Genomic DNA, 16,813 nt, shown 5'->3' with positions numbered 1-16,813 from the left:
ATTTAGATATTAGAAATTAGAATTGGACATTCAATCCTAAGGTAAAACGTCTTACTGTAGGATATCCGAAGCTTCCCGCACTACCATTATAATCTGCAGAATACAGGATTTCCGGGTCTTGTCCTGAGAAGCTGGTAATGGTAAATAAGTTCTCACCACCAACACTCAAATTAGCCGACTTTACACCCAGTGGTTCCAGCCAACGCTTCGGGAAGCTATAAGCCAATGAAAGAGATTTCAGTTTGAAATAGTCACCGTTTTCCAGATAACGTGTGGATTCTCTATCGGCACCGTTATTACCACCATCGATCAACTGAGGATGTGTAGCGATATCACCCGGCTTTTCCCAACGGCTCCATCCGTCTTTCAATTTCATAGGAGGCTGAGAGTTACGTCCGCAGTCACGGTCAATCGCACCAGCACGCTGTCCATTATAAATCATAGCGCCGGTAGCAAATGTAAAGTTAGCGTTCAGAGTGAAACCTTTCCATGTCAAGTTCGTGCTGATAGCACCATTAAATTTAGGAGTAGGCACTTCATCCAACAATACACGGGTTGCCTCGTTGTAGTCACCGGTTACAGTTTTCTTACCATTTTCATCTACTTTAAACCACAACGGAGTTCCTGTTTGTGAATCTACACCTGCCCATTCGCGCAAATACCAATTTCTGTAAGGGTAGCCCACAGCAGTAGCTTGTGATGTAAGTTCATCACCGTCAGGAAGATAAGTAATTTCATTCTTATTATAGCCTAAGTTGAAGCTAACATCCCAATAAAGGTCTTTAGTTCTGATGATTTCAGGAGTAACAGTTACTTCAAAACCTTGATTCGTCATTTTACCATTATTGGCAGTCTGGCGGTTATAACCTGTAACCGCAGGTAAATGCTTCAAATAAATAAGATTCTTTACGTTCTTGTGATAGTAATCAAATACAATACTTAAACGGTCAAACAAACGTACATCCAAACCAAAGTCTAAAGTAGCCGTTTCTTCCCAAGAAAGATCAGGATTTCCCAAGTAATTGGAATACAATCCTACCTTACCACCATATTGTGTAGTACTGGCCAGCATAGTAGCCCATTCATAAGCACCACCAGGCAAGTTACCGGAAATACCATAAGAAATACGGGGTTTCAATTCATTCACCCATTTAAGATTACTCATGAATTCTTCCTTATGCATACTCCAACCACCACCGACAGACCAGAAAGGAGCCCAACGTTTATTGGAACCGAATTGTGACGAACCATCTACACGGAACATCACCTGAAAGAGGTATTTATTATCGTAAGAGTAGTTACCGTTAAAATAATAAGCGGCATTCTTCTTTTCAACTTTGGTACCACCTACTTTAGGATTAGCTACACCACCGTTCAGAATTTCATTACCCTGAAACATTTGTGAAGCCTGACCGGTCATGCTATAATAACGATATTCATCGTAGTCATAACCCAAATACGCGTTGATTTCGTGTACATCATTGAAAGTCTTCAAGAAACGAAGTAACTGACTGGTATAAATGGTACGAACGTTGGAATTACTGTTGTAAATCGTACCTTGAAGTGATTCTTGTCCCACAGCCTTCGGGTCATAATAATTCTCACCATAACTATTGCTCAAGCCCACTTTGTTATTAGAAACAAAAGTCAACCAATCAAAAATCTTATAATCAAAACCAGCACCGATATCCATAGCATTAGAACGTGATTTACCCCAGTTCAATTGGTTGTTATACAGCCAGTTGGAGCTTCCGTCGGAATACCAGTAATCGCGTGGATCTGCAGTGGCGGCATCTTCTTTGCTCGGTCGACCTTCTGTTCCGATTTTTATATTACCCTGAGAGTCATACGGAGTATCCCACGGCGTATAGCTGGTGTGAGACAAACCATATTGCTGGTCAAATGTCTCCTTATAACTGGTAGACAATTTTGCTCTCAATGTCAAACGGTCATTAACAATATAGTCTGTGTTCACTCTTAAAGTAAAACGGTCATAATCGTATCCTTTGATTGCACCTTCTTCTGTATAATAGTCAGCAGAAATATAAGATTTAATTCGGTCATTACCATACTTATATCCGATGTTGTAGTTCTGTGTCAAAGCATTCTGCGTAGCAAAATCCCACCAATCAAAGTTTTGTTCCTTCAAATAAGGCTGAAGCCACTGTTGGTCTTGTAATGTTCCGGCATTGGTATAAGCGGTAACCAGATAATCATAATATTCAGCACCGTTCATCATCTCAAGATTACCCTTTTGCAGTTGAGAAATACCAAACTTCACAGAAGCATCGAAAGAAGAACCTCCGGTTGTGGCGCGCTTCGTTGTAACCTGCACTACACCGTTAGCACCACGAGAACCATAAAGCGCTGTAGCCGAACCATCTTTCAAGATAGAGATACTTTCAATATCATTCGGGTTCAAATCAGCCATGGCATCACCTACCACACCGTCAATAACCCAAAGAGGCTCTGTATTACCACGCAATGAACCGGTACCACGTACCCGGATACTTACACCGGCACCCGGCCGACCGGAAGTAGGTGTAACTACTACACCGGCAACTTTACCTTGCAGCATATTGGCCACGCTCGGAGTGGTAACCGTCTTCAATTTGTCTGATTTTACAGAAGCGATAGAACCGGTAATAGAACTCTTACGCTGTACACCGTAACCTACCACCACTACTTCATCCAAAGTCTCGGTGTCTTCTTGCAAAGTCACTTTCATCGGCTTACCGTCCCACACAATTTCTTGTTCTGCATAACCCACAAATGAAATAACGATAATATCGCCTTTCTTCACATTAGAAATGATAAAATCTCCGTCCATACCTGTAATACCTCCATTAGTTGTTCCTTTTACAACAACTGAAGCTCCGATAACGGATTCACCATTTTGATCTAATACAACACCTTTACAGGTATTATCCTGCTGTACGATAGATACTCCCGTAGCTGCTGCATGAGGTGCTGCTTGCATATATCCGGTAGAAAAACCAGATAAAAGTAGTATCGCACTTACTAATTTAAATTGCTCTCTTCTCATAGATTTTAATTTAAGGATGTATTTACTGTTAATTGAATAGAATGCGTTTGTTGACGCCTGCCCCTGGGTAAGTTTTTGCCTTTACACATATCCAAATTTAAGATTAATAAATTGATTATTTTTTAAACACAATTAGTATTTCAGGTGCAAATATACAAATATGAAAACTAACTCTAGCATATTATTGCCATTTTTTGTAAAAAGGCAATAAATAGTGCTAAGAAAGAGGATAATAATCTGTTTTTAAAACAAGTCGAAAACCAAAGATATATGGATATTTAAAGAAGATATTTATCTCTGCTTAAAATGAGAATGATGACCTTTAAGTATAAGGACTAAAATAGCTACTATTAAAGCATTGACAGCTAATACTGCTTGCAAACTTAGCATTTTTATTCTAAGTATCGAAGTTTTCTCACAACCTCTTTTAGTAAATAGTGTTATCTTTGCACATTCAAACAAAAGAGATTGAATATGAAAATTATTTCGAGCACCCATCTAAAAGAGCTGGACAAATACACTATAGCCAATGAACCCATAACTTCCATCGATTTGATGGAACGGGCTGCCCATGAACTGACACGCACCATTATGCGTCGTTGGGACGCCTCTTTCCATATCGTTGTTTTTGCCGGTCCCGGAAATAATGGAGGAGATGCATTGGCCGTAGCACGACTACTGTCACAACAGAATTATCGGGTAGAAGTTTTCCTGTTCAATACCAAAGGAAAATTATCCGAAGAATGCCAAATCAATCTTAACCGCCTGAAAGAATGCGGTTCTATCTACTTTACGGAAGTAAGTACAAAATTTGACCCGCCTGTACTGACAGAGAAGCATCTCGTAGTAGACGGATTATTCGGTTCCGGCCTCAACAAGCCATTAAACGGCGGATTTGCCGCTGTAGTGAAATATATCAATGCTTCCAAGTCACCGGTAGTAGCCATCGATATTCCCTCGGGATTAATGGGAGAAGACAATACCTATAATATAAGGCAAAATATCATGCGTGCAGATGTGACTCTCAGCATCCAACTGCCTAAACTTTCGTTTTTCTTCCCTGAGAACGAAGATATTGTAGGTGAATGGGAGTTATTAAATATCGGTTTAAAGACTGAATTTATAGGAACAGTAGAAAGTTCTTTCTTCACCACTGAAGAAGCAGAAATACGCAACCTTATCAAACCACGAAAACGATTTGCACACAAGGGAGCATTCGGTCATGGGCTATTAATTGCAGGCTCGTACGGCATGGCAGGAGCTTCTATCCTATCGGCCCGTGCATGTCTGCGTTCTGGTATCGGATTGCTGACAGTACATGTTCCTATCCATAATCACGATTTAATGCAATCCACTGTACCCGAAGCTATTGTACATACCGATATACATGAACGTTATTTTGCAGAGCCAACCGACATTGACCGCTATCAAGCAATAGCTATCGGTCCCGGGCTGGGCCAAGAAGAAGATACCGCCCTCGCTATGATGGAACAGATACAAAATTGTCCGCTACCGCTAGTATTGGATGCCGACGCCCTGAATATTCTAAGCACTCACCGCAGTTGGTTAAGCCGACTGCCGAAACGTTGTATTCTCACTCCTCATTTGGGTGAGTTGGAACGCCTCATCGGAAAGTGTATGGATACCTATGAACGTTTAGTCAAGACTAAAGAACTGGCTGCTTATTTGCAAAGCTACATTATAGTAAAAGGCTCTTGGAGTGCCGTCGTTACTCCGGAAGGAAATTGTTATTTCAATCCCACCGGTAATCCCGGTATGGCAACAGCCGGAAGTGGTGATGTATTGACCGGTATCCTACTCTCATTATTGTCACAAGGGTACTCTCAAGAAGATGCTTCCCGACTAGGTGTCTATGTACATGGCCTGGCAGGAGACATTGCTGCCCAGCAAAAAGGAGAAATAGGAATGACTTCAAGCGATATTGTAGAAGCACTTCCCATCGCTTGGAAGAAATTAAGCGAAACAAAAGCCGGATTTACAAAAGAATAGCTATATTTGCCCTCACCTATACAAGAAAAGGAAATTATGAAAAGAGGATTAATAATTGCAGCAAGTATACTGACTTCATTGAGTAGCGCTGCACAAGATTTCAGTAAATATACTCCGGGAACCATGGGAGAAGGTGTAGTTTATTACTTACCCAAGACTGAAATAGAACTGGAAGTAGTGGCCACCAAAGTGACCTATACTCCGGGAGAGTTATGCCAATATGCAAACAGATATCTGCGTATGACAAACATCTCGGCCCAACCGGAAACCTACTGGGAAATAAAAAGTATCAAAGCGAAAGCTATCGGTATCCCCGACCCGGATAATGCATATGTAGTAAAACTAAAAGATAAAAGTGCCGCTTCGCAAGTGGAGCTGACCAATGATGGTATTATCAAAGCTATCAATACTACTTCACCGATAGAAAAAACACCTGCTACTCCGATTACAAATACAGCCAAGAAACGTATAGATCCACGTAGTTTTATGACTGAAGAGATTCTTAGTACTGCCTCCACCGCAAAGATGGCCGAACTGGTAGCTAAAGAAATCTATAATATCCGAGAAAGCAAAAACAGCCTTACCCGCGGACAAGCTGATTATATGCCCAAAGACGGTGCAGCACTGAAACTGATGCTGGACAATTTGGACGAGCAGGAACAAGCCATGATGCAAATGTTTGCGGGTATAACCAATCGTGAAGACAAAACCCTTACTATCCGAGTAACTCCCACAGAAGACATGAAAGATAAAGTCGCTTTCCGATTTTCAAAAAAGTTGGGTGTAGTAAGTGACGAGAACTTGGCAGGAGAACCCATTTATCTATCTGTCACTAATCAGGAAACACTACCTCCGGCAGACGAGAAGGCAAAAGACAAAAGAAAAGTAGACGGGGTTATTTATAATATTCCGGGCAAAGCATTAGTCACTGTTGCCAGCCCCACCAAACGGTACTTTAAGGGTGAACTCCTCATTACACAATTTGGAACCACCGAAGTATTAGTAGATAACTTATTCAATAAAAAAATAAACACACGAGTACTTTTCGACCCCAATAACGGAAAAATTGTAAAGATAGACAAAGACTGATAACTCCAATTTACTCTATATACTACCTTTATCCATTTACAGCATACTGTCCTATGGATAAAGGTAGTATTTTTCTTTATACCATCCTCCTAAACGACTTCCTATATACACTTGTTAATAGTTGATATAAATAAGTTTAACAAGCATTTTTTGAACACTATAAAAGCCATTTAGAACAGTAGACTACCAGAATAATTTCTGATTTTTGCAATAACAAAACAACAGAAAAGATATTAGTTTTACTAACTTAAAAAGATGAAAGTATGAATACAACTACTCAAACAGCAAGCCTGAAGAATGTGAAAAAGGTATTTATGATAGCTACAGCAGCCGAAGCAATTTTTATTCTGTTATTGACTGCAGCCTTTGCATAAGACCGACAGGCTGAAAAAGAAACTGCTGCAATCGATTGACAACAACAATCCTTTGCAGCAGTTTTTTTTAGGGAATTAAGCAGGAAATATGCCTATTTCTTTATATTGGCTTCTTCCAATCCATATCCTTTTTTCTTATTTTCTGCTTTCAGCCAAACAGCAAAGAGTAAGGCCGCCACGCCAAAACAAGCAAAAATACACATAGGCAAAGTATAATCATAAGTCTGCATACCATCTACAACCGGCCCCTTGCAATATTTGTTCAGCACATAACCAATCAAAGCAGGAACACCCATCAATCCCCAATTCTGTACCCAAAAAATAAGAGCATAAGCAGTACCCAATTGTTTTTCAGGAATAATTTTAGGCACAGAGGGCCACATAGCCGACGGAACCAATGAAAAGCCAATACCCAATACTATCATTACAACAGTAGCAAACCACCAAATATTAAGTATCGGCAATGCAAACATGGTATGCACGAAGATCAAGAGAATAGAACCTATAATCATTAAAGTAGCTCCTTTACCAATACGGTCGTATATATTTCCAAAAAATGGAGTCAAGAACAAAGTTCCCAAAGGCAAAAGACTTGGAATTGTCCCAGCAAGTTCAGGGTCCACATGATATTTCTGTACCATCAGATCAGTAGCATATTTCAAGAAGGGGAATACAGCTGAATAAAACAATACACAAAGCATGGCAATCAACCAAAATCCCTTATTAGTGATAATCAGCCAAATATCTTTCATACGGAAAGGCTCTTCCGGTTCTATGCCCTCTTCCTCCAACGAAGCGTCCAGTTTCTTATCATAGAAAGTATAAATAAAGAAGGCTATCGTGCCAATGCAAAGCATAATAAGACAAAGCAGCAAGGGAGCCGGAATATTAGGATGCAAAACGCCCTCGGTATCGGTTACACCAAAAAAAGTAGCAATAGGAACTGTAACAGCTAAAGCCAACATGGTGCCTAAACGTGCTGTAGCCATTTCCATCCCCATAGCCAACGCCATTTCTTTCCCCTTAAACCATTTTACAATAATTTTTGAGACAGTGATACCGGCAATCTCCACACCGACCCCGAAAATAGCATATCCTAAAGCAGCCAAACCAACCTGTGTTTTCATACCAAAAAATGTATCACCCACAGGAAAAGTTGTTGAAATTGCATAATATTTTAATCCGCAGCCTAACACCATCAAAATACATGCTCCCATTCCGGTGAAACGAACTCCCATCTTATCAAGGATAATCCCCCCAATAATCAGCATGAAAGCAAAAACATTAAACCAACCATAAGCACTTGTAAAGATGCCGTAATCAAGGCTGTCCCATAATAATTCTTTTTCAAGCATTGTTTTGAGGGGAGACATCACATCCGTCAGAAAATAACCGCATAACATGGTGAAAGCCACCAGCACCAACACTCCCCACCGAAGCGCTTTAGAGTCGTTGATTTTTTTTTGAATCTGTTCTTTCATTTCTTTTATAAGATTTTTGATTAATAGTTTTTCATATTCGAATGGGCAAAGATACAGATTTTTAAGGAGAGAAGAACATTTCCATAAAAAAGTTCTATCTTTGCAAGACAAATAGTCCCGAATTATCATCGGGTAAATGACTTTTATAAACTTAACTTATGTAATTATGAAAAGAAGTAAAACATTGGTTGTTTGTGCCATGTTGGGTGGAAGCATCATGTTCTCATCATGTATCGGTTCTTTTGGATTATGGAATAATCTGAAGGATTGGAACCAAGGAGTCAGCAACAAATTTGTAAACGAGCTTATTTTCGTTGCTTTTCACATTGTACCTGTTTACGAGATCGCTTATCTTGCAGATGTTTTGGTACTCAACTCTATCGAGTTTTGGAGCGGTTCCAACCCGACAGCTTCTATCGGTGAAGTGAAAGAAGTAAAAGGCGAAAACGGTGAATATTTGGTGAAGACAAACACAGACGGTTACACCATCACTAAAAAGGGAGAAGAAAAATCGGTTGATTTGGTTTACAACAAGGACAACAATACCTGGAATGCGGTAGCCGACGGACAAAGTTTCGAGCTGGTAAAAATGAATGAAGACGGAACGGCAACTGTCAGTATGCAGAATGGTACCTCTATGACTGTCACCCCCGATGCTCAAGGTGTAGCAGCTGTAAGAGTAGCAGCCGGAAGTTCTGTATTCTTTGCTGCCCGATAATTTATTGTATAATAGAAAGAGAAGTTGCTTTCACTATAAAGCAACTTCTCTTTCTTCTAGCCTTCTAATATCATGAAAACAACAATTTTAAGTGCTTCACTTCTTTTATTACTAAGTTCCTGCACACCCACAAAAACAACGAACAATTTAAATGCAATCGACATTGCCGGTAGTTTTGAACACCTCACTGAGTTAAAGGTTTCTCAGCTAGGAAAGAATATACGTTATGTACCACTAGAAACTACCGATTCATCTTTAATAGGAAACTCTTACAACATCAAGCTTCTGAAAGATAAAATCCTGGTAGCTACAGAAGGTAGTTGTCTGGCATTCGACAAACAAACAGGAAAGTATTTAGGTACCATAGGGCACAAAGGAGGTGATCCGGAAGGATACAGCGAAGTAGTATATTACATCCATCCTCAAACCGGAATTCTTTATTTTCATCGCCAACCCAATAAATTGGTCAAATACAATCAAGACGGAGAATTCTTGGGAGAAACCATACAACCCAAAAGTCTGTTACAAGGATTCTGTGCAGCTTTTGCCGATTCACTCATTATCGGCCATTATGGTGGAGGAATCGGAACTTCCCCATTCGAAAGTAAATTGATATATTCAAATGAAGAAGGAAAAGCAACAGACTCCATAAGCAATTTCTCTCGTAACATCCCAACCATTACTCCCAATGATATTGCATCCATCAGTGTATTCAAAGGAGGCTCCGGAAAAGAAGCCTTCGGAATGCTTGGCTACAATGGTCTCATTTATATAACGTACAAAGATAATAAAAAAGGTATCTTCCCACTCAATCACCCTACCATATGGAACAGCGGAGATGCTCTTCACTTCAAAGAAGCACTGAAAGATACTATATATACCATCAATGGAAATACCATGCAGCCTTATCTTACATTCAATACAGGCAAATGGACTTTCCCGGCTGATAAAATTGGAGAAACCGAAGGAACACAAGAGTATATCACTATCTCCTATGTGATGGAGACTCCGCAAAGTATCCTGTTCCAGTGCATACAAGGAATATATAGCCGTAGCGTAACTTTCACAGGAATATATAACAAAGCAACCGGAACAACTTACATGAATAAAGACGAAGCCGGATTTACCGATGACCTGAGCCGGTTTATGCCTTTCTTCCCGGAAACAAGCTCCCAACAGGGAGAATACGCTTCTGTATTGGAAATAGGAGATATTCAGGAATGGTTAGACGAACACCCTGAAACTGTCAAAGAAGGTAAGCTAAACTTCTTAAAAAAGATAAATGAAGATTCCAACCCTGTCTGTGTCATTGTAGAACCATAAATAAAAAAGCTGCCCAAAGTATCACTACTCAGGCAGCTTTTTCTCACCTTTTTAACGATAACAGTATGTTAAATTAATCACGTCCTCCCCCCAATGCCTGATAGAGGTTTATTACACCTTGTATTTCTGCAAAACGGTTGGCTACTTGATTCAATTGTGCACTGAGCAAAGTCTGTTGTGCAGTCAGTACTTCCAAGTAGGTAGTATTTCCATGTTGCATCAATAAAGAAGTACTTTCGAAAGCCTTATTCAGCGACATGATTTGTTTATCGTAATAAGCCGCTTTCTCTTTCGCTGTCTGATATTTTACCAAAGCCTCATTTACTTCACTACCGGCATTCAGCAATGTCTGTTGGAAACCCAGCTTAGCTTCTTCCTGTTGGGCTTTAGCTATCTTCAACCGGGCAATATTTGTGCCTCTATTAAATAAGGGTTGCGTCAACGAACCGATAGCCGTTGCTATGAATTTCCCCGGATTGACAATCATACTTCCGGCAGAGTTTGTCCATCCGGCACTACCACTCAGTACAATAGAAGGATAGAAAGCAGAACGTGCCTGGTTAGTCACATAAAAAGCTGCTTCCAGCGAACGTTCCGCACTACGCACATCCGGACGATTGGAAAGCATCTGCACAGGAATACCTACCGAGAAACGTTCCTGCATTCCATAGGGGAAGTTCCATGTGTCCGCCCTCTCAATAGTATGAGGAGTTTCAGCCAACAATAATGACAAACTATTTTCCACCTGGTTTATCTGTTCTTTCAAGTCAAGCACTGAAGTACATATAGTATAATAAGTAGCTTCCATTTGCGAAATAGCCGCTTCGTTTGCCATACCTGCTTCCATCAAAGCACGGGTGGCATCTACTGTTTCTTTCCATGAATGTTGTGTCCGGACCGAAATTTCAAATTGGGCATCCAACATCAACAAAGTATAATAAGTATTGGCTATACCGGCTATGAGCTGAGTCCGGACAGCCTGTTTATAATCGCGGCTCTGCTCCAATAATGCCTTTGCCTGACGCTTGGCATTACGGATTTGACCGAAAATATCGATCTCCCAACTAGCTGTAACCGGCAAGGTATAAGTCTGCATTGCTTTGGATTTATCAAAACTACTCACAGTCCCTTGCGGAGACAATGCAAACGAAGGCAGATAAGCCAACTTTGCAGATAACAATGTAGCTTCTGCTTCCTTTACACGCCATTGGGCAGACTGCAAGTCTGTATTATTCTGTAATCCCTTTTCAATCAAAATCTGCAGTTGCGGATCAGTAAAAACTTCCCGCCAACTCAGATTTCCCATATTATCCAAAGTATCTGTAACTACAACCTCTTCCCCATACAGGTTTATGGGAACCTCGGTTGCAGGTTTATATTTAGTATATATGCCGCAGCTACTCAGTGTGAGTGCTGCGACGGTTAGAGTGATGATTTGTTTTTTCATTTTTTCTCTTCTTTTTTGCTTTCAATGTGATGTTGTCTTTCCTCGACAGCTTCTGCATATTCCTCCTGAATCTGCCAATCGGACGCCGGCTGAAACTGAATGGGACGTACCTTCTCCTGCAAATATTGGAATACGATAAACAAAGAAGGCACGATAAACAGTAATGCCAGTGTACCAATCACCATACCACCGACCGTACCCGTACCCAGTGAACTGTTACCGTTGGCTCCTACACCACTGGCGACCATCAACGGAAATAAACCGAAAATCATGGTCAACGCCGTCATCAGGATAGGACGCAAACGAGCCTTGGCAGCAGAAAGGGCAGCAGAAGTCAGACTCATACCTGCCTTACGGCGCTCGGTAGCATACTCAGTCAGCAAGATAGCGGTCTTGGCAAGCAGACCAATCAACATAATCAATCCGGTCTGCAAATAAATATTATTTTCCAGTCCCATCATCTTGGCAAACAAGAAACTGCCCATCAAACCGAATGGTACAGATAACAACACTGCAAATGGAATAAGAAAACTTTCATAAAGAGCGCTCAAAATAAGGTAAATCATCAGGAAGCAGATACCAAAAATGATGATGGTAGTACCTCCCTGGTCAGTCTCTTCACGAGTAATACCACCGAAATCATATCCAAAGCCTTTCGGAAGTGCTTGTACAGCAGTCTCCTGCACCGCACGGATCGCGTCACCTGTACTATACCCTTCGGCAGGCATTGCATTCACTGCAATGGAGTTGAACATATTGAAGCGGCTCAGAGACTCGGCACCGTAACTACGTGTCAAATGTACGAACTGACTAAGCGGTGCCATCTCGCCATTAGACATACGCACAAATATATTGTTCAGCGAAGCCTCATCCACACGGTATTTAGGATCTGCCTGAATCATAACCTTATACACTTTAGAGAAACGATTAAAGTTGGAAACGTACTGTCCGCCATAATACCCTGACAGAGTGCTTAACACCGCATCCGGCGTAATACCGGCACGCTTACATTTGGAAGCATCCACTTCTACTGTCCATTGCGGATAACGGATATCGAAAGTAGAGTATGCCATCGCAATTTCAGGACGTTGGTTCAACGCACCCAGATATTGCTGAGTAGTATTAAAGAATGTACCGATATCTCCTCCCAGTTTATCCTGCATGTGCAGCTCCAATGCATTACCCATACCATACCCCGGAATCATACCCGGAGAAATGGCAAATATACTGGCATCTTTGATGTCTGCCGTACGACCATATACTTGCCCGATGACCGCTTGCACATCATTCTCTTTTCCTTTACGTTCATCCCAAGGTTTCAGCTTCAGAATCAGCATACCGAATGAATTACCCTGCCCCGCCAACAGACCGTAACCGGCTACGCGCTGCACATGCAATACCTGCGGGATATCCATCATACGCTTTTCAATACGCATCATCACGTCATTGGTTGTCTTCAATGAACTACCTGCAGCCGTGCTGACATTGACAAACACCACACCCTGGTCTTCATCAGGCACCAAACTGGTTTTGGTGGTATTCATCAGGAAAGCCAATAGTACTACCGAAGCCGCAAGAAGTGTCCATACCATCCATTTGCGTTTGATAAAGAACAATACTCCTTTCTTATACCTTTCAATCATTGCATCGAAGGCCGCATTGAACGCTTTACGAAAACGAGCTGCAAAATTGTTTTTCTCTGTACCATCTTCGTTGATATACGGTTTCAGGAACAAAGCACACAATGCCGGACTCAATGTCAATGCATTGACAGCTGAGATACCTACAGCCACCGCCATAGTCAGACCAAACTGGGTATAGAATGTACCGGAAGTACCGCTCATAAACGATACCGGAATAAACACGGCCATAAATACCAGTGAAGAAGAAATAACTGCATTACTGATACCCTTCATCGCATCAATACTTGCCATATACGAAGAACGATAACCCACATCAAAACGAGCTTGCACCGCCTCAACGACGACTATGGCATCATCCACTACCGTACCGATGACCAATACCAAAGCAAACAAGGTGATCAGGTTGATGCTGAACCCGGCCAACGACATAAAAGCGAAGGTACCAATCAAAGATACAATGATACCTACCAACGGAATAACAGTAGAGCGGATATCTTGCAAGAACACATACACTATCAAGATAACCAGGAAGACAGCTTCGAACAATGTCTTCACTACTTCGTGAATAGAAGCGTACAGAAAGTCATTGGAACTCATCACTTTCGTCAGCTCCACTCCTTTCGGCAGGTCTTTCGCCGCCTCTTCCAAAAACGCATCGATATGGTTGTTTACTTCAGTCGCATTGGAACCTGCGGTCTGAAAAATCATGCATGAAATCCCCGGATGTCCATTCATAGCACCATGAAAGGCGTAACTTTCTTCACCCATCTCTATATCGGCAATATCTTTCAGTTTCAGCACCTCACCGTCATCAGTAGAGCGAATGACAATCTCACCAAATTCTTCTGGAGTTATCAAACGACCTTTATATTTCATGGTATACTGATACGTCTCATCTGAGTTCTCACCAAACGAGCCGGTAGCCGACTCGATATTCTGTTCGGACAGCACCTGTGCCACATCCGACGGAATCAGTTTGTACTGAGCCATCACATCGGGCTTCATCCAAATACGCATGCTGTAGTCGCCACCCATAATCATCATATCGCCCACACCCTGAATACGAAGGATGGAAGGTTTCAGATTGATACTGATATAGTTGGACAGAAACTTCTCGTCATACGAATCGTCGGGACTGTACAAGGAAAACATCTGCAAGATACTGGTCTGACGCTTGGAAGTAGTCACACCCACCTGCGTTACTTCCGCCGGCAACTGTCCGGTTGCCTTCGATACACGGTTCTGCACATTGACCGCTGCCATATCGGGATCTGTCCCCTGTTTGAAATACACTGTGATATCCACCACGCCGGCATTGGAAGCCGTAGAAGTCATATAAGTCATGTTTTCCACACCGTTAATCGCTTCCTCCAACGGAGCGATAACACTCTTCTGAAGAGTTTCCGCACTGGCACCAAAATAAGAGGTACTTACCTGAATGGTAGGCGGAGCAATATCAGGATATTGTTCGACGGGCAAAGTAAACAGCCCGATGATACCCACTACCACTATCGAAATAGAAATAACAGCCGATAGGATGGGGCGTTCTATAAAGGTTCTTAAATTCATTTTCTTTCTTAGTTTTGTTTTACTTTAATCGGAGTACCTTCACGCAGCAAACCTACACCTTCGGCAACAATGATGTCCCCTTCTTTCAAGCCTTCGTTTACGATATATTCCTGTCCGCCGTTTACACGGGTTACACTGACAGGAGCCGATTGAGCTTTGCCGTCCACTACCTTATATACATAGGTGATATCCTGAATTTCAAAAGCAGTCGCCTGAGGGATAACCAAGCTTCCTTTCATCGTAACCGGCAGAATCACATTACCTGATGTGCCGCTATACAGCAAGCCGTTCTTATTGGGGAACACAGCACGAAGACTTGCCGTACCGGTTGTCCGGTCCACTATCCCACTGATGGTTTCAATACGTCCCTTCTCACCATACATGGACTTGTCATTCAGTTGCAACTCCACTTCGGGCATATTCTTCAACGCTTCTGCTTTGGAACCATACTGACGGGTCAGAGCCAACAATTGATTTTCGGTCATCGAGAAGTAGACATACATATCCGAATTATCAGAAACCGTAGTCAACGGCTGCGGCAAGCCGGCACTGACCAACGCACCTACACGATAAGGCAAAGTGCCGATTACCCCGTCCGAAGGACTTTTCACCTCGGTATATGAAAGGTTATTGCGAGCACTGACTTCCTGCGCCTTAGCCTGAGCCAATCCAGCCTTAGCGGTCAGGTAAGAGTTTTCCGCAGTCTTCAGATCAAACTCTGAAACCACCTTTTTGGCAAACAATTCTTTCTTGCTGTTATAAGTCAGTTCGGCTGTGGCAAGACCGGCTTTAGCCGATTCCACATTGGCGACAGCGGTTTCCAAAGCTGCCTTATAAGGCACCTGATCAATAATAAATAATACTTGTCCTTTACGCACTGCCTGGCCTTCCTCTACACAAAGTTGAGTGAGGAAACCGGAAACTTGGGGATAAATGTCAATATCCTGACGGCCGCGGATCGTGGCTGAATACGTAGTAGATAAAACTTTGTCTGACGGCGATACCCTTAACACCGCATACTCTGCCTCCGTCTGTGCAGCAGGTGCCTGTTTGCACGATGCTGCCAAAGCAGCACAACCAACTAATACCATTAGTCGCATCCATTTTCTGTTCATTGTTATCATATTCCAATCTTTTTTAATTCGACGACAAAGGTAGTTGGATTTTTACGAGCCGGCACATTCAATTATTAGCCACAATTGTTTAATTTAAGAACAAAGTTCTCCTTATTATAAAAATAATAGCTTATTTTGCGTCAAAATAAAAACAGACATGGATATATTAAGTTTACCGGATAACGAACCGTTCATTGCCGGAACAGATGAAAGCATAGATATTTGCTCTAATCAAATTATGAAATTGAGTGATGCGTCCATTTGCCATTGCCGCAGAGGAAAAGCCCGTATCGAAATTGATATGCAAGCCTACGAGCTGACCGAGAATACCCAGATCCTGCTGTTACCCGGCAGCATTTTCAATTGCACTTACGCCAGTGAGGACCTCAGTGTGTCCTATATTGTTTTCTCCGATACCCTGTTCAGAGAAATCACCTCACGTCTGGAGCCTTCTTTCTTCCAGTTTTTGAAAGAGCATCCGTGCATTGTCATTCCCGAAGAGCGTGTCAAGCCTTTTATCGGACTGAGTTTTGCCATGAAAGACCTGTATAATGACCGCGATAACAATTTCCGTCTTCAGATATTCAAGAACTTCGTGCAGAACTTTATCCTGGATTTCTATGACAAGACCCGGCATCTGTTCCTCCAAAAGAAGCCGAAAGGAATGAATCGCCAGGAAGAGATATTCAAACATTTCATTCAGTTGATTCATAAGCACTGCACTACGCAACGGGAGGTTTCTTTTTATGCATCCGAACTTTTCATCACACCCCGTTATCTCTCCACTGTGGTGCAAAATGTATCCAATGCAACAGCCAAAAGCATTATAGACCGCCATGTAATCCTGGAAAGTAAAGCATTACTGCAATCTACCAATTTGAGCATTCAAGAAATATCAAACCGGCTCTGTTTTCCTGACCAATCTTTCTTCGGACGTTATTTCAAGAAACATACCGGAGTTTCTCCTGCCAAATACAGAAGTAACCTAAATTAAACAA

The 16,813-nt window shown here is 41.8% G+C and carries 10 protein-coding genes; 5 read left to right on the top strand and 5 right to left on the bottom strand.

The annotated features are described in order from the left end of the window. Positions 1-16 precede the first annotated feature (16 nt). The gene (locus HMPREF1534_RS04240) at positions 17-3,046 is read right to left on the bottom strand and encodes a SusC/RagA family TonB-linked outer membrane protein (protein WP_005943032.1); all 3,030 of its coding nucleotides are present in this window, start codon (positions 3,044-3,046) and stop codon (positions 17-19) included. Between the two features lie 474 nt (positions 3,047-3,520). Here HMPREF1534_RS04240 and HMPREF1534_RS04245 point away from each other — a divergent pair, with 474 nt between their 5' ends. Continuing rightward, entirely contained in the window at positions 3,521-5,056 is a 1,536-nt protein-coding gene (locus HMPREF1534_RS04245) for a bifunctional ADP-dependent NAD(P)H-hydrate dehydratase/NAD(P)H-hydrate epimerase (RefSeq protein WP_005943031.1), read from the top strand. 36 nt (positions 5,057-5,092) lie between these two features. Continuing rightward, positions 5,093-6,145, top strand: a complete 1,053-nt coding sequence (locus tag HMPREF1534_RS04250) for a DUF4831 family protein (protein WP_018452142.1) — start codon at positions 5,093-5,095, stop codon at positions 6,143-6,145. A 466-nt stretch (positions 6,146-6,611) separates the two neighbouring features. On the opposite strand, the gene HMPREF1534_RS04255 is transcribed toward HMPREF1534_RS04250, so the two are convergent. Next, positions 6,612-8,000 carry an MFS transporter gene (locus tag HMPREF1534_RS04255; protein ID WP_026231454.1) on the bottom strand — a complete coding sequence of 463 codons (1,389 nt, stop codon included), beginning with the start codon at positions 7,998-8,000 and terminating at the stop codon, positions 6,612-6,614. A 166-nt stretch (positions 8,001-8,166) separates the two neighbouring features. On the opposite strand from HMPREF1534_RS04255, the gene HMPREF1534_RS04260 reads away from it, so the two are divergent. Continuing rightward, the gene (locus HMPREF1534_RS04260; RefSeq protein WP_005943025.1) at positions 8,167-8,718 is read left to right on the top strand and encodes a DUF3332 domain-containing protein; all 552 of its coding nucleotides are present in this window, start codon (positions 8,167-8,169) and stop codon (positions 8,716-8,718) included. Positions 8,719-8,790: 72 nt separating this feature from the next. Next, on the top strand, positions 8,791-10,041 hold the full coding sequence (locus HMPREF1534_RS04265; protein WP_005943023.1) for a DUF4934 domain-containing protein: 1,251 nt from the start codon (positions 8,791-8,793) through the stop codon (positions 10,039-10,041). Between the two features lie 73 nt (positions 10,042-10,114). Here HMPREF1534_RS04265 and HMPREF1534_RS04270 read toward each other — a convergent pair whose 3' ends face one another. The 3 genes from HMPREF1534_RS04270 to HMPREF1534_RS04280 are packed head-to-tail and all read right to left on the bottom strand — an operon-like array spanning position 10,115 to position 15,824. Then, entirely contained in the window at positions 10,115-11,488 is a 1,374-nt protein-coding gene (locus HMPREF1534_RS04270) for a TolC family protein (protein ID WP_005943021.1), read from the bottom strand. Then, positions 11,485-14,700 carry an efflux RND transporter permease subunit gene (locus tag HMPREF1534_RS04275; protein WP_005943018.1) on the bottom strand — a complete coding sequence of 1,072 codons (3,216 nt, stop codon included), beginning with the start codon at positions 14,698-14,700 and terminating at the stop codon, positions 11,485-11,487. The genes HMPREF1534_RS04270 and HMPREF1534_RS04275 overlap by 4 nt, the downstream gene beginning before the upstream one ends. A gap of 8 nt (positions 14,701-14,708) precedes the next feature. Then, the gene (locus HMPREF1534_RS04280) at positions 14,709-15,824 is read right to left on the bottom strand and encodes an efflux RND transporter periplasmic adaptor subunit (protein ID WP_005943016.1); all 1,116 of its coding nucleotides are present in this window, start codon (positions 15,822-15,824) and stop codon (positions 14,709-14,711) included. Positions 15,825-15,972: 148 nt separating this feature from the next. Here HMPREF1534_RS04280 and HMPREF1534_RS04285 point away from each other — a divergent pair, with 148 nt between their 5' ends. Then, positions 15,973-16,809: an AraC family transcriptional regulator gene (locus HMPREF1534_RS04285; protein WP_005943014.1), complete on the top strand. Its 837-nt coding sequence runs from the start codon at positions 15,973-15,975 to the stop codon at positions 16,807-16,809. Positions 16,810-16,813: the final 4 nt, after the last annotated feature.

The organism is Phocaeicola massiliensis B84634 = Timone 84634 = DSM 17679 = JCM 13223 (genome assembly GCF_000382445.1).
GTDB lineage: Bacteria > Bacteroidota > Bacteroidia > Bacteroidales > Bacteroidaceae > Phocaeicola > Phocaeicola massiliensis.
Note: the sequence above shows the minus strand (reverse complement) of the source record. Positions and strands in the feature narration are given on the sequence as shown.

Coding starts and splice junctions, on each gene's coding strand:
- HMPREF1534_RS04240 (WP_005943032.1), bottom strand. CDS start 3,046: ATGAGAAGAGAGCAATTTAAATTAGTAAGTGCGATACTACTTTTATCT.
- HMPREF1534_RS04245 (WP_005943031.1), top strand. CDS start 3,521: ATGAAAATTATTTCGAGCACCCATCTAAAAGAGCTGGACAAATACACT.
- HMPREF1534_RS04250 (WP_018452142.1), top strand. CDS start 5,093: ATGAAAAGAGGATTAATAATTGCAGCAAGTATACTGACTTCATTGAGT.
- HMPREF1534_RS04255 (WP_026231454.1), bottom strand. CDS start 8,000: ATGAAAGAACAGATTCAAAAAAAAATCAACGACTCTAAAGCGCTTCGG.
- HMPREF1534_RS04260 (WP_005943025.1), top strand. CDS start 8,167: ATGAAAAGAAGTAAAACATTGGTTGTTTGTGCCATGTTGGGTGGAAGC.
- HMPREF1534_RS04265 (WP_005943023.1), top strand. CDS start 8,791: ATGAAAACAACAATTTTAAGTGCTTCACTTCTTTTATTACTAAGTTCC.
- HMPREF1534_RS04270 (WP_005943021.1), bottom strand. CDS start 11,488: ATGAAAAAACAAATCATCACTCTAACCGTCGCAGCACTCACACTGAGT.
- HMPREF1534_RS04275 (WP_005943018.1), bottom strand. CDS start 14,700: ATGAATTTAAGAACCTTTATAGAACGCCCCATCCTATCGGCTGTTATT.
- HMPREF1534_RS04280 (WP_005943016.1), bottom strand. CDS start 15,824: ATGATAACAATGAACAGAAAATGGATGCGACTAATGGTATTAGTTGGT.
- HMPREF1534_RS04285 (WP_005943014.1), top strand. CDS start 15,973: ATGGATATATTAAGTTTACCGGATAACGAACCGTTCATTGCCGGAACA.